General features: G+C 43.5%; 18 protein-coding genes, 2 tRNA genes and 1 riboswitch. Of the genes, 11 read left to right on the top strand and 9 right to left on the bottom strand.

Translation table 11 applies throughout. The annotated features are described in order from the left end of the window. Nucleotides 1-23 precede the first annotated feature (23 nt). The 3 genes from tig to folD form a co-directional block, all read right to left on the bottom strand. Entirely contained in the window at nucleotides 24-1,319 is a 1,296-nt protein-coding gene (tig, locus tag A4G13_RS06385; RefSeq protein WP_090656255.1) for a trigger factor, read from the bottom strand. Nucleotides 1,320-1,552: 233 nt separating this feature from the next. Next, nucleotides 1,553-1,996, bottom strand: a complete 444-nt coding sequence (lysM, locus tag A4G13_RS06380; protein WP_041639991.1) for a peptidoglycan-binding protein LysM — start codon at nucleotides 1,994-1,996, stop codon at nucleotides 1,553-1,555. Between the two features lie 128 nt (nucleotides 1,997-2,124). Next, nucleotides 2,125-2,976 (bottom strand): bifunctional methylenetetrahydrofolate dehydrogenase/methenyltetrahydrofolate cyclohydrolase FolD, encoded by an 852-nt coding sequence (gene folD, locus A4G13_RS06375; protein ID WP_090656252.1) that lies wholly within the window; start codon nucleotides 2,974-2,976, stop codon nucleotides 2,125-2,127. Between the two features lie 159 nt (nucleotides 2,977-3,135). Between folD and A4G13_RS06370 the strand changes: the two genes are divergently transcribed. Continuing rightward, a tRNA-Pro gene (locus tag A4G13_RS06370) sits at nucleotides 3,136-3,212 on the top strand. A 37-nt stretch (nucleotides 3,213-3,249) separates the two neighbouring features. Further along, nucleotides 3,250-3,326: transfer RNA gene (locus A4G13_RS06365), tRNA-Arg, on the top strand. Nucleotides 3,327-4,032: 706 nt separating this feature from the next. Here A4G13_RS06365 and ypfJ read toward each other — a convergent pair. Then, nucleotides 4,033-4,866, bottom strand: coding sequence for a KPN_02809 family neutral zinc metallopeptidase (ypfJ, locus tag A4G13_RS06360; protein WP_011201017.1), 834 nt, complete (start codon nucleotides 4,864-4,866; stop codon nucleotides 4,033-4,035). A 157-nt stretch (nucleotides 4,867-5,023) separates the two neighbouring features. Further along, a riboswitch (PreQ1 riboswitch) is annotated at nucleotides 5,024-5,068 on the top strand. Between the two features lie 2 nt (nucleotides 5,069-5,070). Between ypfJ and queC the strand changes: the two genes are divergently transcribed. From queC to A4G13_RS06345, 3 genes are read left to right on the top strand one after another with little or no spacing between them, the layout of a single operon-like run. After that, on the top strand, nucleotides 5,071-5,739 hold the full coding sequence (gene queC / locus A4G13_RS06355) for a 7-cyano-7-deazaguanine synthase QueC (protein ID WP_090656248.1): 669 nt from the start codon (nucleotides 5,071-5,073) through the stop codon (nucleotides 5,737-5,739). A gap of 13 nt (nucleotides 5,740-5,752) precedes the next feature. After that, nucleotides 5,753-6,181, top strand: coding sequence for a 6-carboxytetrahydropterin synthase QueD (gene queD, locus A4G13_RS06350; protein ID WP_090656245.1), 429 nt, complete (start codon nucleotides 5,753-5,755; stop codon nucleotides 6,179-6,181). Beyond that, complete coding sequence (locus A4G13_RS06345) at nucleotides 6,142-6,816, top strand: 7-carboxy-7-deazaguanine synthase QueE (protein WP_011201020.1); 675 nt, start codon at nucleotides 6,142-6,144, stop codon at nucleotides 6,814-6,816. The genes queD and A4G13_RS06345 overlap by 40 nt, the downstream gene beginning before the upstream one ends. Before the next feature lie 46 nt (nucleotides 6,817-6,862). On the opposite strand, the gene folA is transcribed toward A4G13_RS06345, so the two are convergent. Genes folA through A4G13_RS06330 form a run of 3 tightly spaced genes read right to left on the bottom strand, consistent with a single transcriptional unit; the run spans nucleotide 6,863 to nucleotide 8,635 of the window. Further along, nucleotides 6,863-7,348, bottom strand: coding sequence for a type 3 dihydrofolate reductase (gene folA / locus A4G13_RS06340; protein ID WP_090656243.1), 486 nt, complete (start codon nucleotides 7,346-7,348; stop codon nucleotides 6,863-6,865). A gap of 33 nt (nucleotides 7,349-7,381) precedes the next feature. Beyond that, nucleotides 7,382-7,846 (bottom strand): threonine/serine exporter family protein, encoded by a 465-nt coding sequence (locus tag A4G13_RS06335; RefSeq protein ID WP_011201022.1) that lies wholly within the window; start codon nucleotides 7,844-7,846, stop codon nucleotides 7,382-7,384. Further along, complete coding sequence (locus tag A4G13_RS06330; RefSeq protein WP_011201023.1) at nucleotides 7,847-8,635, bottom strand: threonine/serine exporter family protein; 789 nt, start codon at nucleotides 8,633-8,635, stop codon at nucleotides 7,847-7,849. A 201-nt stretch (nucleotides 8,636-8,836) separates the two neighbouring features. Here A4G13_RS06330 and proB point away from each other — a divergent pair, with 201 nt between their 5' ends. Further along, nucleotides 8,837-9,958, top strand: coding sequence for a glutamate 5-kinase (gene proB / locus A4G13_RS06325; protein WP_090656240.1), 1,122 nt, complete (start codon nucleotides 8,837-8,839; stop codon nucleotides 9,956-9,958). A 126-nt stretch (nucleotides 9,959-10,084) separates the two neighbouring features. Here proB and bamJ read toward each other — a convergent pair whose 3' ends face one another. Together bamJ and asd are read right to left on the bottom strand one after the other, a co-directional pair. Further along, entirely contained in the window at nucleotides 10,085-10,717 is a 633-nt protein-coding gene (gene bamJ, locus A4G13_RS06320; protein WP_011201026.1) for a BamJ family beta-barrel-assembly machinery protein, read from the bottom strand. A 94-nt stretch (nucleotides 10,718-10,811) separates the two neighbouring features. Further along, nucleotides 10,812-11,696, bottom strand: coding sequence for an archaetidylserine decarboxylase (gene asd, locus A4G13_RS06315; protein WP_090656339.1), 885 nt, complete (start codon nucleotides 11,694-11,696; stop codon nucleotides 10,812-10,814). An 821-nt stretch (nucleotides 11,697-12,517) separates the two neighbouring features. Between asd and A4G13_RS06310 the strand changes: the two genes are divergently transcribed. The 5 genes from A4G13_RS06310 to accB all read left to right on the top strand — a co-directional run bounded on the left by A4G13_RS06310 (nucleotide 12,518) and on the right by accB (nucleotide 16,012). Continuing rightward, complete coding sequence (locus A4G13_RS06310) at nucleotides 12,518-12,832, top strand: transposase (RefSeq protein ID WP_165898014.1); 315 nt, start codon at nucleotides 12,518-12,520, stop codon at nucleotides 12,830-12,832. Then, nucleotides 12,820-13,656 (top strand): IS3 family transposase, encoded by an 837-nt coding sequence (locus A4G13_RS06305; protein ID WP_165898049.1) that lies wholly within the window; start codon nucleotides 12,820-12,822, stop codon nucleotides 13,654-13,656. Before A4G13_RS06310 ends, A4G13_RS06305 begins: the two co-directional genes overlap by 13 nt. A 162-nt stretch (nucleotides 13,657-13,818) precedes the next feature. Then, on the top strand, nucleotides 13,819-14,814 hold the full coding sequence (menC, locus tag A4G13_RS06300) for an o-succinylbenzoate synthase (protein WP_090656737.1): 996 nt from the start codon (nucleotides 13,819-13,821) through the stop codon (nucleotides 14,812-14,814). 116 nt (nucleotides 14,815-14,930) lie between these two features. Beyond that, a complete protein-coding gene (gene aroQ, locus A4G13_RS06295; protein ID WP_090656730.1) occupies nucleotides 14,931-15,383 on the top strand; it encodes a type II 3-dehydroquinate dehydratase in 453 nt (150 codons plus the stop codon). 170 nt (nucleotides 15,384-15,553) lie between these two features. Beyond that, the gene (gene accB / locus A4G13_RS06290) at nucleotides 15,554-16,012 is read left to right on the top strand and encodes an acetyl-CoA carboxylase biotin carboxyl carrier protein (protein ID WP_090656740.1); all 459 of its coding nucleotides are present in this window, start codon (nucleotides 15,554-15,556) and stop codon (nucleotides 16,010-16,012) included. The last annotated feature ends 31 nt before the right edge of the window (nucleotides 16,013-16,043 follow it).

Raw genomic sequence — 16,043 nt, 5'->3', positions numbered from 1 at the left:
AAAGCTAAAATCTAAAGCAATAATTATGCTTGTGGATTCATTACTTCATCGAATGAAGAAGTTTTTTCCGTTACTTGCGCTTTAGCAAGCACTGCGTCGATAGCTTGTTCTTCCAATACAACGTTACGAATATTATTCATTAATTCGTTGTTTTTGCTGTAATATTCAACAACTTCGGCCGGTTGTTCATAAGCGGAGGCAATATCTTCGATCATCGCTTTTACTTTTTCTTCGTCAGCTTTTAATTCGTTTGAAGAAATCACTTCAGCTAATAAAAGGCCTACTTGAACGCGACGTTTTGCCTGTTCTTCGAATAATTCGCGAGGTAATTGCGCCGCTTGTTCCGCATTGCCGCCAAAACGTTGTGCCGCTTGATTGCGTAACACTTCAATTTCCTGATCTACCGCAGCGAACGGTACGTCAATTTGGTTTTGTTCGATTAAACCGTCAATTACTTGATTTTTAACGCGGGCCGTTAACGCATTTTTTAATTCGCGTTGCATATTTTTGCGGATTTCCGCACGTAAATCATCAACGGTTTTTGTATTCGGACCGAATTTAGCAATGAAATCCGCCGTTAATTCAGGCAATACCACCACTTCCACTTTTTTCACGGTGATAACAAATTTAGCCGGTTTCGCTTTTAAGTTTTCAACGTGATAATCTTCAGGGAAAGTGACCTCGATATCAAATTGTTCGCCCGCTTTATGACCTAGAATACCGTCTTCAAAGCCGGGAATCATACGGCCTTGACCCATTGCCAGTACGAAATCGTTCGCTTTGCCGCCCTGGAATTCTTCACCGTCGATAGAACCGACGAAATCGATAGTTACACGATCGTCTTTAGTCGCCGCATTGTCCGTTTCAGCCCAAGTCGCTTGTTGTTTGCGTAACACTTCAACCATGTTGTCCACATCGGCATCAGTGATTTCAACTACAGGTTTTTCAACTTTAATGTTTTCTAAACCCTGCAATTGAATTTCCGGATATACTTCAAAAGTTGCAGTGAATTGTAAATCTTTGCCTTCTTCATAGTTTTCAACGGCAAAAGTCGGGCGACCGGCTAAATTTACTTTTTCTTTAAACGCTAAGTCAAAGAAATGACGCGGTAATAAGTCGTTCAACACGTCCTGACGAACAGATGCGCCAAAACGTTTTTCAATAATTTGCGCCGGAACTTTACCTTTGCGGAAGCCATCTACGCGTGCATTTTTTGCTACGCGTTTTAATTCATCACGCACTGCGGTTGTTACGGTTTCAGCAGGAACGGTGATGCTCACACGACGCTCAAGACCTTGAGTTGTTTCAATAGTTGTCATTCTCTGTTTACCTCGAATTGAATTTTCTCGAATTGAATGTGCACTCGGCGAAGGTTTTACACCGAACACGGTTTAAATACATATAAACTTGAGGATTATAACGTTAGTCGCGGGTTCAGTCGAGGAAATGCCGATTAAATTAAAATATTTGCTTAAAAAATAATCTAAAACAAAGAAAAACCCCTATTTTTATTACTTAAAATAGGGGCTTCAAAATTAATTAAACGGCTAAATTAAAGTGATTTAGGCAAACGGATTTTTTGACCGGGGAAAATTTTATTTTCATCCTTGATCACTTCTTTGTTTGCTTCAACAATAGCTTTATATTTAATGCCGTTACCATAATGTTTTTCCGCGATAGCCCATAATGTATCGCCTTTTTGAATCACATAGAATTCGTCATCACCGGCTAATACTTCGCCGTTCAGAATATTCACCCCGTCGGCTTTCACCGAGGTGATACCGGCGATATTTCCCGCCATTAAAATGGCTTTCTCCAACGCACTGGCGGATTTTGCCGAACCTTCAAGTTTTGCCACGCCATTTTCAACAGTCACGTTCACATTTTCAACGCCCGGATTGTCTTCCGCGATATGCTCGGTTACCGCTTTAGACGCTTCATCTTCTCGGTTGAAGATTTTTTTACCGATATTACCTACAAAATCAAATAAGCCCATTTTTCCTTCCTTTTTTAACAAGTTAATTGAAACTATAGGTTAAACATAACGAAATCGGATCGGTTCGTCTATTAAATTTACATTAATTGAAAAATTTAAAAAAACGACCGCACTTTTATCCGTCACGGCTAACCATTGTTTTCATACGCCGTTAATGTGTTAAACATTAACATGGCAACAGTCATAGGACCGACACCACCGGGAACAGGCGTAATAAACCCGGCTTTTTCCGCGGCCGCGGCAAATTCCACATCGCCGCGCAGCTTGCCGTCTTCACAACGATTAATTCCCACGTCAATAACCACCGCACCTTCTTTGACCCAATTCCCGGGAATAAATTCCGCTTTACCTACGGCGACCACTAAAATATCCGCCTGACGGACATAACCTTCCAGATTGGTAGTAAACCGGTGAGTAACGGTCACCGTGCAACCGGCGAGCAACAACTCCATCGCCATCGGACGACCGACGATATTTGAAGCGCCGACAATCACCGCATGTCGACCTTTCAGGTTTAATTCCGTAGTTTCCAGCAATTTCATAATACCGTAAGGCGTACAGGCGCGCAAAGTCGGAATACGCTGGCACAAACGCCCCACATTATAAGGATGGAAACCGTCCACATCTTTGTGCGGCGCAATGCGCTCGATAACTTTTGTACTGTCGATATGCTTCGGCAACGGCAGTTGCACTAAGATACCGTCGATATCCGCATCGTTATTCAATTCGTCAATTAAAGTTAATAACGCTGCTTCAGAGGTGGATTCCTCTAAATCATAGGATTTGGAATTAATACCGATTTCCGCACAACTTTTGCGCTTACTCCCCACATAAACCTGAGAAGCGGGATCGGCGCCCACTAAAATTACAGCTAACCCGGGGGCACGTTTGCCTTGCGCAACATATTGTTCGATTTTTTGCCCGACTTCCGTTTTTACTTTTTTCGCTAAAGCCGAACCCGAAATAACCTGTGCAGTCATTGATTTTTCCTTATTTTAATTGAACCGTAAACGTTTGCTATTTTCGCAAAATTTTTTCGGGATTGTAAGCCTAATTGAGATAAAATTAAGCGATCAAACAAAAAATCAGAAAAAATTATTGACTGAATAAAAAAGCTCACTATAATGGCAGCCATTCGTCGGCGAGTAGCGCAGCTTGGTAGCGCAACTGGTTTGGGACCAGTGGGTCGTAGGTTCAAATCCTATCTCGCCGACCACTTCTTTCAGTTCAATTTCAATAAGCCATTTGACATTGCGCCCTTAGCTCAGCTGGATAGAGCAACGGCCTTCTAAGCCGTAGGTCATTGGTTCGAATCCAATAGGGCGTGCCATTTAATTCAGTCGATTTATTTCTAACTTTTCTTAGTAAAAATCAAATCTCCTTGGTAAAAATCCTTGAATTTTGACCGCACTTTTTTTAATAAGAAAACGACTTATTCTTTACCATACCGCATTTCAACCCGCACCTTCCTTCATAAAGTTGGGGGAGGTGCCTGCAAGGCGGAGAGGGAAAATCCTTGCCCCCTCAGTCACTGCGTGACAGCTCCCCCAGCTTTGTGGGGGAGCGATATTTTTGCGTATTTTGATAACGACAACACCATTTCAATCCGTTCCCTCCTCCGCGAAGTCGGGGGAGGTGCCTGCAAGGCGGAGGGGGAAAATCCTTGCCCCCTCAGTCACTACGTGACAGCTCCCCCAGCTTCGTGGGGGAGCGATATTTTTGTGCATTACGATAACGACAACGCCATTTCAGCCCGTTCCCTCCCCCGCAACGTCGGGGGAGGTGCCTGCAAGGCGGAGGGGGAAAATCCTTGCCCTCTCAGTCACTGCGTGACAGCTCCCCCGGCTTCGTGGGGGAGCGATATTTTTGTGCATTACGATAACGACAACGCCATTTCAGCCCGTTCCCTCCCCCACAACGTCGAGGGAGGTGCCTGCAAGGCAGAGGGGAAAAATCCTTGCCCCCTCAGTCACTGCGTGACAGCTCCCCCGGCTTCGTGGGGGAGCGATATTTTACGTATTCCGATATTTTTCAGATTAGTTAGTAAACGTATTGCATTGTGTCGGGTCGCCGGTTTGTAAGCCTTTTCGGAACCAGGTGAGACGCTGTTGCGATGTACCGTGAGTAAAACTATCGGGTACCGCATAACCTTGACTGCGTTTTTGTAAACGGTCGTCTCCTACCGCCTCCGCTGCGGCAAACGCTACTTCTAAATCACTCGCTTCAAACATATTGTTTTTTACCGCCTGATAACCGAATACACCGGCAAAACAGTCCGCCTGTAATTCAAGATTAACCGAAAGCTGATTAGCTTGAGCGGGATTACTTTGTTGCAGGCGGCTGATTCGAGGCAAAATGCCCGTTAAATTCTGAACATGATGTCCTACTTCATGAGCGATTACATAAGCGAACGCCGCTTCACCACCGGCACCCAGCTGATTTTTCATATCGTTATAAAAAGATAAGTCTAAGTAAACTTTATGATCGTTCGGGCAATAAAAAGGCCCCATAGCGGATTGACCCGTTCCGCAGGCGCTAGGGGTTGCGCCGTTATATAAAACCATGGTCGGCGCACTGTATTTTTGTCCGCTACGGGCAAAATAATCCTGCCATGTGCTTTCCGTATCGGCTAACACCACCCGGGATAATTTTTCCAATGTTTCCTCTTCGTTTTGGCTTAATGAGGAACCGACCTCACCAATATTCGATGAAGTTCCCACCAATCCCGATAAATCCACGCCGTAATAAGCGCCTACCAATAAAATAATAAACCCTAAAACGCCCGTTTTCTTCCCGCCCATCGAAATGCCGGAACGTTCCGAACGTCTGTCTTCAACATTTGTACTTTCTCTTCGACCTTGCCAACGCATAATTTACCTTCCATTTAACAAATAAACCGATTAAGTCCACATTCTACAATAGGGTTTAGGGGCGTTTCAAAAATATTTGCGTTATTACTAAAAAATAACAAATTCAATATCGAAATTTTGCAACAACACAAACAAATAGGTAGAATATGCACTCTTTTAATTCGTGGTTCGAAAACCTCCCACGCAAAAAAACTAAGGAAAACGATGAATATTACAAATCCGAACGGCGACCGCAAAGCGGTTGTTATCTTTTCCGGCGGACAAGATTCTACAACCTGTCTGCTTAAAGCCATTGCCGATTACGGCGTTGAAAATGTCGAGGCGGTGACTTTTCAATACGGCCAGCGCCATGCTATTGAGCTGGAAAAAGCAAAATGGATAGCCCAGGATCTCGGCATTAAACAAACCTTAATTGATACTTCCGTTATCAAAACCATCACCGCCAATGCGATGATGGATAATATTGAAATAACTAAAGATGAAGCCGGTATGCCGAATACGTTTGTGGACGGGCGTAATGCCTTATTTTTGCTTTATACGGCGATTTATGCCAAAGGGCAAGGCATTCGTGACATTATCACCGGCGTATGCGAAACCGACTTCAGCGGTTATCCCGATTGTCGCGATGTATTTATCAAGTCCATGAATGTGACGTTAAATCTGGCGATGGATTATCAATTCAACATTCATACGCCGTTAATGTATTTAACCAAAGCGCAAACCTGGCGGCTTGCCGACGAATTAGGCGCATTAAATTATGTGCGCGAACATACCCATACCTGTTATCTCGGTGTTGAAGGCGGTTGCGGCAGTTGCCCGAGCTGCATTCTGCGGGAAAACGGTCTACAACAGTATTTAGCTTCAAAACAATAAAAGTGCGGTAAAAATGTTTAAAGTTTCAAAAGAATTCAGTTTTGATATGGCCCATATTCTGGACGGTCATGACGGCAAATGCCAAAATTTACACGGCCATACCTATAAGCTTCAAGTGGAAGTGATGAGCGCTCAGCTTCACCAAAGCGGTGCGAAAAAAGGCATGGTAGTGGATTTTTCAGATCTCAAAACCGTCGTGAAAAAATTCATTTTAGACCCGATGGATCATGCCTTTATTTATGACAATACAAGCGAACGCGAATGCAAAATTGCCCGTTTATTAGTGGAGCTGAACTCAAAAACCTTCGGGATTCCGGTTCGCACAACCGCCGAGGAAATGTCGCGATTTATCTTTAATCGCTTAAAACATGACGCGGGGCTGCCCGTTTCCGCTATTCGCTTATGGGAAACGCCGACCTCTTTTTGCGAATATCGGGAATAACTGCGGTGGAAAATCTGTTAATTTCCAACCCCCGTTATCCTATTGTGGAAATTTTCGAAAGTTTACAGGGCGAAGGCTTCAACACAGGTATGCCCTGCATATTTGTACGTTTCGGCAAATGTAATCTGGCTTGCCCTTGGTGCGATACGGATTATGAACGGTTCGAATATCGGACTTTGCAGCAAATTGTGGAAAAAGTGCGATCATTTTCTGCCAAAAATATTATTATCACCGGCGGCGAACCGACGATTCAGCCGAATATTTCCTTATTATTGGCGCAATTTAAACGGGACGGCTATTTTCTGGCTATCGAAACCAACGGTTTGAGAGCGGTGCCGCCGCAAATTGATTATATCTCCGCCAGCCCGAAGGCGATGTATGCGGAAAAGTATCGGCGCCGTTGTATTGATTTCGCCCATGAAGTACGTATTGTGATGGATGCCGATGCGGAAAATTTCTGCCAACAAATTGAACAAAAAATTCGGGCGGAGCGTTATTACCTTTCGCCTTGCGAAATAGAAGGAAAAATGAATTTGCTGGAAACCATCGCGTTGTTAGGCAAATTAAATCAACGCCCGAATAAACCCAAATGGCAATTGAGCATTCAAACCCATAAGTTAGCCGGAATCGAATAAAAAAGTGCGGTAGAAAATTTCGATTTTTTTACCGCACTTTTTTAATTTATGATTTGCGCTCTAAAATTAAAAACCGTAAATCATAGGCGTTATTTTCATCCGCCGGGCGATATTCCTCATAGGAAATTTCCCATTCGTCCGTATTAATTGCCGGGAAAAAGGTATCGCCTTCAAGTTCCGCCTGAATTTCCGTGAAGTACAGTTTATCCGCTTGAGATAAATATTGCTCGAATAACTGTCCGCCGCCGATAAGCATAATTTCGGCTGAATCTTTCAAAAAATCTAGCGCACTTTCCAGGCTTTCTTTCCATATAACGCCTTCATGTTCGAAAGGATGACGGGAAAGCACAATATTCACGCGCTTCGGCAACGGGCGACCGATACTTTCAAAGGTTTTGCGCCCCATAATAACCGGTTTTCCAAGAGTGTTTTCTTTAAACCATTTTAGATCTGCAGGTAAATGCCAGGGCATTTGGTTATCTTTACCAATTACATGGTTTTTTGTGGCTGCGACGATTAAACTCAGTGTCATAAAATGCCTCTTTCTATCAGATAAAATTGCGGTCTAAACCACAGGTGTGCCCCGATAGAATAGCAGACGCGGCAAAGCAAGTCCAAAAACCAGTGCGCCGAGGATAAAACAGCCCTTTACAAAATTATCCACCATTTGATTAAACAATTCGGGCGATGATCCTAAAGAATTAATCCGAACAATGGCGATCATGGCTTTGTAGGCATAAACGCCGGGAATCATCGGAATAATTGCCGCCACGGTAAAAACTTTTGGATGGGCAAGATAATGTTGGGCGATACGCACGCCGATAAAGCCGATGAGACCGGCGGCAAAAAAAGTACCAAATACGATGGATACGCCGAAATGCATCAACAAAGTGCGTGAAGCGTGCCCGATAGCGCCCAAAATCGCACAATAACCCAATGCTTTAGGCGGCACGTTAAAAATCAGCGCAAACCCCACGGCGGGAATTGAGGCAAAAAACATATCGTCAATCAGTGTGATTAATAAGTCCATTTAATACCCCCAATTTGCAATATTCAATACATTTAAGGCAAATACGATGCCCATACAGGCGCCAAAGGTCAATACAGTAGCAATACTCCAACGCGCCAGCCCCATATTCACATGGCCTTTTAAAATATCCGCAAGGGAATTGATCAGCGGGAAACCCGGTACCAATAACAAGACACTGGATGCCAATGCAATTTGCGCATCATTTCCCAGCTGAAATTTCAATGCCAAACCGGAAATCATAGAAGCCACAAATGCGGTGCAGCAAAACACGATTAACGGGTTAAAATGCCGTACGGATAATTCTTGACGAATATACATGGCGATAGAAGAAGCTATAAAGGTAATCAGACAAATTAAATTATCACCGCCGGACAAATGGGCGAAACTTGCGCAGGATAAACCAATCATCAGCACAACAAAATAACGGTTATATTTTATCGGCTTCATATTTTCTAATTTACTTTTCACTTGTTCCAAGCTATAAATCCGATGTTCCGCCGCAATCACGATATGATGAACGTCGGTAACCACTTTCATATTGATGCCTTTATCGATATTTTTTCTTGTAGTAGTTAAACAATGCCCGTCCGTTAATGTCGTGACAATTACGGCATTCGGCGTTAGTGCGCATTCTACGCTGTCAACGCCCAACGCCAAGCCTAAACGAGTGGTTAATGCCACAACTAAAGCACTTTCCGCACCATGTTGTAACAATAATAATGCGGTGTGCACACAAAGACGGGTAATTTCACGTTGTTTTTGTGAACTCACTTCACTTTGATTTTGCATAATTTCTCCTAAAACTGATTCCGTGCAAATTATATGCTTTTCCCGATTAAAAATTTTGTTCTAAATCATGAGCGTTGTAGAGAATTGGAAAAATTTTTTATTTGAATGAAAAAGTGCGTTCAAAAATGAGGTGATTTCTCAATTGTTTAATGCTAATTTAAAGTTCACTTATAAAATTGCGCAAATTCGCAAGGCGGAAAAATGGAACAAAAACAAAACTCGCAAAAAACCATTGTAGTGAAATTCGGTACCAGCACATTAACTCAAGGTACGCCAAAATTAAATCGCGCCCACATGATCGAAATCGTGCGTCAATTGGCGCAATTACATCAGGAAGGTTATCGTCTTGTAATTGTCACATCCGGTGCAATGGCGGCGGGCAGGCATTATCTTAATCACCCGAAACTTCCGCCCACAATCGCCTCAAAACAATTATTGGCGGCGGTTGGGCAAAGCCAGCTGATTCAAACGTGGGAACAACTATTTGCCATTTACGATATTCATATCGGTCAGCTTTTATTAACCCGCGCCGATATTGAAGACCGCGAACGCTTTTTAAATGCCAGAGATACGCTTCACGCGTTATTGGATAACCGCATTATTCCGGTCGTAAATGAAAACGACGCCGTCGCCACCGCAGAAATCAAAGTAGGCGATAACGACAACTTATCAGCGTTAGTGGCGATTTTAGTACAGGCGGAACAACTTTATTTGCTCACCGACCAACAAGGATTATTTGATTCCGATCCGCGGAAAAATCCGCAGGCAAAGCTAATCCCGGCGGTAAATGAAATTACCGATCATATTCGTTCTATTGCCGGCGGTAGCGGTACAACCTTAGGCACAGGCGGAATGTCCACCAAAATTACCGCCGCCGACATTGCAACCCGTTCCGGCATTGAAACAATCATTGCTCCGGGAAACAGGGAAAATGTTATCGCCGATCTTGCCCACGGCGAAGCTATAGGTACGAAATTTACGGTTCAGACCGATAAACTGGAAAGCCGTAAACAATGGCTCTTTGCCGCGCCTTCCGCCGGCATTCTGACCATCGATCAAGGGGCGGAAAATGCAATATTAGAACAACATAAGTCTTTATTGCCGGCGGGTATTGTAAATATTGAAGGTCGTTTCTCCCGCGGAGAAGTGGTAAAAATCCGCACCCAACAAGGCAAAGATATCGCCCTTGGCATGCCACGTTACAACAGCGATGCGCTTTATCTCATTCAAGGCAAAAAATCTCAGAATATTGAAAAAATTCTGGGTTATGAATACGGCTCTGTGGCGATTCACCGCGATGATATGATCGTGTTAAACAAATAACCGCATAAGAAGTGCAAAAGTGCGGTCAAAATTATCGAATTTTGACCGCACTTTAGATTATAAATAAAACACAGATAAAAATAAGGACACCAATATAGCGTCCTTATTTTTTATTAAACCGGATTATTAAAGAATATCTAATAATTCCACTTCAAACACCAACGGGCTGAACGGCGGAATTGATGCTCCCGCACCGCGTTCACCGTACGCTAAATTATGCGGAATAGCTAAACGCCATTTAGAACCCACCGGCATTAATTGTAATGCTTCCACCCAGCCTGCAATAACGCCGCCTACCGGAAATTCCGCCGGTTGACCGCGGCTTACGGAACTGTCAAATACGGTACCGTCAGGTAAAGTCCCCGTATAATGAACGCGCACGGTATCTTCACGGGAAGGTTTATTACCGTTACCTTCCACTAGAATTTCATATTGAAGACCGGATTCCGTTACCTGCACGCCGTCTTTTTTCGCATTTTCCACTAAAAATGCGCGACCGTCTTCTTCAATTTGTTTAAATTGCGCTTGAGCGGCATCTTGCGCTTTTTGCTGTAATTCCTGTAACGCTTTGCTGACTTCATTTAAATCTAACGCAGGGGCATTATTGTTTAATACGTCGTAAATACCTTTCGCTACCGCTTCCGCTTCAACATTTAATCGGCTGTCTAATAATTGCTGGCCGATTTGTAATCCTACGCCATAGCCGCCTTTTGCCGATACGCTGTCTAACGCAACTGAATCAAAAAATTGTTTTGACATTCTATTTCCCTATTTAAATTAATGATGAATGAATGAGTTTTTTCACCCTCTCTATATGGCTCTTTATCCATATAATTCAAGGGTAAAGCCGTAATTATTTTTTATACGCCAAAATTTCACCGACACGGGTAACCGTGTCTACTTGCAAATAATCCGCTAACTTCACGGCATTTTTAGGAAATAAATTAATTACCGTAGAACCTAATTGGAACGCACCCATTTCCTGCCCTTTCGCTAAACTGACAGCGCTCTGACCTTCATAAGTCCAGGTACGGATATCTCCCGTTCTTGGCGGATTAATCACCCCCTCCCAAACCGTACTGATACTGGCGGTAATCGTAGCGCCTACTAAAATTTGCACCATCGGGCCGAAATCCGTATCAAACAGGCAGATAACCCGTTCGTTACGCGCCAGTAAATTCGGAATATGGGTATTCAAAAAAGGATTGACGGAAAACAGTTCGCCGGGCACATAAATCATTTTGCGGATAGTTCCGTTACACGGCATATGCACACGATGATAATCGCGCGGCGACAAATAAGTTGTAACAAACTCGCCGTCTTTAAACAGTCGGGTTAATTCTTCATCGCCCGCCAATAGGTCGCGCAAGCTGAAGCTATGACCTTTTGCCTGTAACAATAATTCGTCGTCAATATGCCCGCACTGGCTGATTTTGCCGTCTGCGGGCAAACATAAAGCATCGGTATTTTGATTAATCGGGCGTGCGTATTCTTTTAACTGACGAATAAAAAATTCGTTAAATGTCACATAATCGGAAAAATTCGGTTTTGCCGCTTCCGCCATATGCACATTATATTTTTTAGCAAACATTTTGATCACAAAATGTGTGACGGCACCCCAACGTTTATTGGCAAACCAACCGGCAATTTGTGTTAAATAAATTTGCGGCATTGCATATTGAAAAGCAATTTTTAATCGTTGTCCGTAAGTGATTTGTTTTTTTTCTAATGAATTCATAATGTTATATTCACCTAACATATAAAGTTTTAACTTATCCGTTAATAAGTCGATGGGATTATAACAATTTATTTCCGTTGTGCAATTTATTAGGCTAAGAGGTTACCTGTAAAAAGGCGGAATTTACCAGCAAAATTTCTCTAAAATCGACCGCACTTTTATAACAAAACAATCGGATTTCTTATTAACACGAGTAAAAAGCGGAGCCGTCATACAGTGACTGATAGTAAGAATTTTCCCCCTCCGCCTTGCAGGCACCTCCCCCGACTTCGCGGGGGAGGGAATGGAATGAAATGGCGTTGGTGTTATCAAAATACGGCAACAATTTCGCTCCCACACAAAGTTGGGGGAGCTGTCACGCAGTGACTGAGGGGACAGGAATTTTCCCTGCGCCTTGCTGGACTTCCCCGACGTTGCGGGGGAAGGAATAGAGTGAAATGGCGTTGGCGTTATCAAAATACGGCAACAATTTCGCTCCCACACAAAGTTGGGGGAGCTGTCACGCAGTGACTGAGGGGGCGGGGATTTTCGCCTTTCCGCCTTGCAGGACTTCCCCGACGTTGCGGGGGAAGGAATGGAGTGAAATGGCGTTGGCGTTATCAAAATACGGCAACAATTTCGCTCCCACACAAAGTTGGGGGAGCTGTCACGCAGTGACTGAGGGGGCGGGGATTTTCGCCTTTCCGCCTTGCAGGCACCTACCCGACGTTGCGGGGGAAGGAATGGAGTGAAATGGCGTTGGTGTTATCAAAATTGTAGTGGTAGACTAATTCCGCAGTCCTCAATAAGTGGTAAAATAACATCACAAATGAGGAAATATTATGAGAAGAACATTTAGCGCAGAATATAAAGCTGAAGCAGTAAAATTAGTGACTGAACGAGGATATTCAGTTTCTCAAGCTTGCCGAGAGTTAGGTGTGGGTGAAACAGCACTTCGTCGCTGGATAAGTCAAGTTCAAGCGGAGCAACAAGGTTACGTTTTAGCTGGTTCAAAGCCAATTAGCCCAGAACAACAACGAATTCGAGAACTTGAAAATCGTATTAAAGAACTTGAAGAAGATAAGGCCATTTTAAAAAAGGCTACAGCGATTTTAATGTCACTCGAAAACAAAAATACCAAGTCATTACGACGTTAAAATCGCGAGGAATCAACCGGTTATGTGAGCTATTTAGCGTGTCTGAAAGTGCTTACTACGCCCATTTGCGCACAGCCAAAAAGCCAGCGAAACACACAGCTTTAGCCGTTGAAATCAAGGCAATTTTTGATGCAAGCCGAAGTTCAGCAGGCAAACGAACGATTCAATCGCATTTGAAAGAGAAAGGTATTTTTGTGGGGTTGTATTTAATTCGTAAGTTAATGAATAAGCAAGGATTATTTAGTAAGCAACCGCAAAAATGGCGCAATCCTAGTAAAGGAAACAGTCAAGTTTTTGAGAATATACTAAGTCGAGAATTTACGCCTGATAGCCAAACGACCGTGCTATGTGGTGACACGACCTATATAAAAATCAATGGGATATGGTGCTATTTAGCAGTGGTAATTAATTTATTAAATCGTCAAGTCGTCGGTTGGAAGCTAAGTCGCTATCATGATAGTGAGCTGGTTAAAGATGCACTGAATCATGCGATGCTGAATATTGAACGCACGGAGCGAATGTTGTTCCATTCAGACCAAGGTAGTATTTATGGCAGTGAAATCTTTACTGATTCAGTTAAGAAACATGGGCTTACACAAAGTATGAGCCGTCGTGGTAACTGTTGGGACAATGCGCCGGTGGAGCGTTGGTTTCGAAGTTTTAAATATGAATGGATGCTGAAAGGTGGTTATAGTGATTTTGAAAGTGCTGTAAATGATGTGAGAGAATATGTGATGTATTATAATCACATTTGCCCACATAGCTATAATCAAGGTCTATCTCCGATTTTAGCAAAAACAACTTATCGGAGACTGTTAAATTAGTTGACCACTACATTTCAACATAGCTAGTACCGCCAGTGCAGGCGCGATAATGTGATTTTCGCTCCCACCTTTATGGGGGGAGCTGTCACGCAGTGACTGAGGGGGGCAACACAAAATTCCAACGAATTTTAACCGCACTTTTTAATTTTTCAGAGAAAACATATGACTACTCGTTGTTATCATCTTTATCGTTATTCCATTCCCGTTGACAGCCAACTGATTTTGCGCAATCGTTTTTTAAAACGGCGTGAAGGTCTGTTAGTACAGATCAAATGCAAAGAGAACGAAGGTTGGGGGGAAATAGCTCCGCTGCCTGAATACAGCTGGGAAACCTTAGAACAAGCGCAGGAACAGGCAATTCAATGGCTGAAAGATTGGGATGCAGCCCGCAGCCGCAATGAAAAACTTTCCTTTGACGGTTTATACCCATCGGTGGCGTTCGGTTTAAGTTGTGCGTTAGCGGAGATGAAAGGCTCATTACAAACGGAAGGGAATTATCAGGTTGCGCCTTTGTGTTACGGCGATCCCGACGAGCTTTATGAACCCTTGGATCAAATGCAAGGCGAGAAAGTGGCAAAAATTAAAGTAGGCATGTACGAAGCCAACCGGGACGGCATGATTGCCGATATGTTATTGGAAGCCATTCCGGATCTTTATTTGCGTTTAGATGCCAACCGCAGCTGGACGCCGGCAAAAGCGGCGATGTTCGCCAAATATGTGAAACCGGAACATCTCCCGCGCATTCAGTTTTTGGAAGAACCCTGCAAAACCCGTGAGGAAAGCCGTCGGTTTGCCGAGCAAACGGGAATTAATATTGCCTGGGACGAATCGGTGCGCGAGCCTGATTTCGAAGTGGTTACCGAACCTCATGTTACGGCGATTGTGATTAAACCGACGTTGGTGGGCTCATTGGAAAAATGTGTTTCATTAATTGAAAAAGCGCAAAATTTGGGTATGAAGGCGGTCATCAGTTCTTCAATCGAAAGCAGTTTCGGCTTAACCCAGCTTGCCCGCATTGCCCGTCAGTATACGCCGGACGTTACGCCGGGATTGGATACGCTGGATTTAATGGAATATCAGGTGGTAAGAAGCTGGCCGGGGTCTGGCTTGCCGGTGGCGGATTTTAATTCCGGATTTATTACCGAAATTAATTTTTAAGGGTTATTTACTCTATAGGAAACCACCCTGTTTAAAACAAAGGTTTGACCACATAGGCGCTGCAAATGAGGAAAAAATCGTTATAATGTAAGCCTTTCATATAAAAAGGAATAATTATGTCGCAATCATCACGTATTTTGCTGCTAAACGGCCCGAATTTAAATATGTTGGGCGCAAGAGAGCCGAAACATTACGGTACGCTTTCTTTAGCGGCGATTGAAGCCAATGTTCAGGCGTTGGCGGCAAAAAACAATATTGAATTGGAATGTTTTCAGGCCAACAGCGAAGAAAAACTGATTGATAAAATTCATCAAAGTTTTAAAAAAGTCGATTTCATTTTGATTAATCCGGCTGCCTTTACTCATACCAGCGTGGCATTACGTGATGCCTTGTTGGCGGTGGCGATTCCTTTTGTGGAAATTCATCTTTCGAATATTCATAAACGCGAGCCTTTCCGTCATCATTCTTATTTTAGCGATGTGGCTGAAGGGGTGATTTGCGGATTAGGCGCAAAGGGTTATGAATGCGCATTTGAGTTCGCCGTCGAATTTTTAGCGAAAAAAGCATAATTTCAGCGAAAATAGTAGAAATTTATCGCAAAAAGGTTAAATTTCAGGTAATCTTGCGGGCAATAAATCTATTCTCGGCAAACTGCACTTGAGACTGCATGTTTCAGTATTGTAAAGTGCGGTTGTTATTTTTTATTTTTAGCAACAAAACGGATCAAAATATTATGGCAATGGATATTCGTAAAATCAAAAAACTTATCGAATTAGTTGAAGAATCGGGCATTATGGAGTTGGAGATTTCCGAAGGAGAGGAGTCCGTTCGTATCAGTCGCGGTGCGGCCGCACCAAGTGCGATTCAATATACTTTACCTGCTGCGGCACCTGCGCCGGTAGCGGCTCCGCATGCACCGGTGGCGGCTCCTGTGGCGGCACCTGACGCGGTAGCGGAGCTTTCCGGTCATATCATTCGTTCTCCGATGGTAGGGACTTTCTACCGTAGTCCAAGTCCGGAAGCAAAAGCATTCGTTGAAGTGGGTCAAACAGTGAAAATGGGTGATGCGCTTTGTATCGTTGAAGCAATGAAAATGATGAACCGTATTGAAGCGGATAAAGCCGGTGTGGTCACTGCAATTCTTGTCAATGACGGCGATGCGGTTGAGTTTGACGAACCGTTAATCGTTATCGAATAATCTTGTAGGGTGGGTTTATCCCACCTTTTTA

This window comes from Basfia succiniciproducens (assembly GCF_011455875.1).
In the GTDB taxonomy this organism is placed as follows: Bacteria; Pseudomonadota; Gammaproteobacteria; order Enterobacterales; family Pasteurellaceae; genus Basfia; species Basfia succiniciproducens.
Note: the sequence above shows the minus strand (reverse complement) of the source record. Positions and strands in the feature narration are given on the sequence as shown.

What these genes read in the sequence shown, in the direction of transcription:
- folD (WP_090656252.1), bottom strand. Translation starts at nt 2,976, where the DNA reads ATGACTGCACAGGTTATTTCGGGTTCGGCTTTAGCGAAAAAAGTAAAA.
- A4G13_RS06330 (WP_011201023.1), bottom strand. Translation starts at nt 8,635, where the DNA reads ATGCAAAATCAAAGTGAAGTGAGTTCACAAAAACAACGTGAAATTACC.
- lysM (WP_041639991.1), bottom strand. Translation starts at nt 1,996, where the DNA reads ATGGGCTTATTTGATTTTGTAGGTAATATCGGTAAAAAAATCTTCAAC.
- aroQ (WP_090656730.1), top strand. Translation starts at nt 14,931, where the DNA reads ATGTCGCAATCATCACGTATTTTGCTGCTAAACGGCCCGAATTTAAAT.
- tig (WP_090656255.1), bottom strand. Translation starts at nt 1,319, where the DNA reads ATGACAACTATTGAAACAACTCAAGGTCTTGAGCGTCGTGTGAGCATC.
- folA (WP_090656243.1), bottom strand. Translation starts at nt 7,348, where the DNA reads ATGACACTGAGTTTAATCGTCGCAGCCACAAAAAACCATGTAATTGGT.
- A4G13_RS06335 (WP_011201022.1), bottom strand. Translation starts at nt 7,846, where the DNA reads ATGGACTTATTAATCACACTGATTGACGATATGTTTTTTGCCTCAATT.
- queC (WP_090656248.1), top strand. Translation starts at nt 5,071, where the DNA reads ATGAATATTACAAATCCGAACGGCGACCGCAAAGCGGTTGTTATCTTT.
- queD (WP_090656245.1), top strand. Translation starts at nt 5,753, where the DNA reads ATGTTTAAAGTTTCAAAAGAATTCAGTTTTGATATGGCCCATATTCTG.
- proB (WP_090656240.1), top strand. Translation starts at nt 8,837, where the DNA reads ATGGAACAAAAACAAAACTCGCAAAAAACCATTGTAGTGAAATTCGGT.
- menC (WP_090656737.1), top strand. Translation starts at nt 13,819, where the DNA reads ATGACTACTCGTTGTTATCATCTTTATCGTTATTCCATTCCCGTTGAC.
- bamJ (WP_011201026.1), bottom strand. Translation starts at nt 10,717, where the DNA reads ATGTCAAAACAATTTTTTGATTCAGTTGCGTTAGACAGCGTATCGGCA.
- A4G13_RS06310 (WP_165898014.1), top strand. Translation starts at nt 12,518, where the DNA reads ATGAGAAGAACATTTAGCGCAGAATATAAAGCTGAAGCAGTAAAATTA.
- asd (WP_090656339.1), bottom strand. Translation starts at nt 11,696, where the DNA reads ATGAATTCATTAGAAAAAAAACAAATCACTTACGGACAACGATTAAAA.
- A4G13_RS06345 (WP_011201020.1), top strand. Translation starts at nt 6,142, where the DNA reads ATGGGAAACGCCGACCTCTTTTTGCGAATATCGGGAATAACTGCGGTG.
- ypfJ (WP_011201017.1), bottom strand. Translation starts at nt 4,866, where the DNA reads ATGCGTTGGCAAGGTCGAAGAGAAAGTACAAATGTTGAAGACAGACGT.
- accB (WP_090656740.1), top strand. Translation starts at nt 15,554, where the DNA reads ATGGATATTCGTAAAATCAAAAAACTTATCGAATTAGTTGAAGAATCG.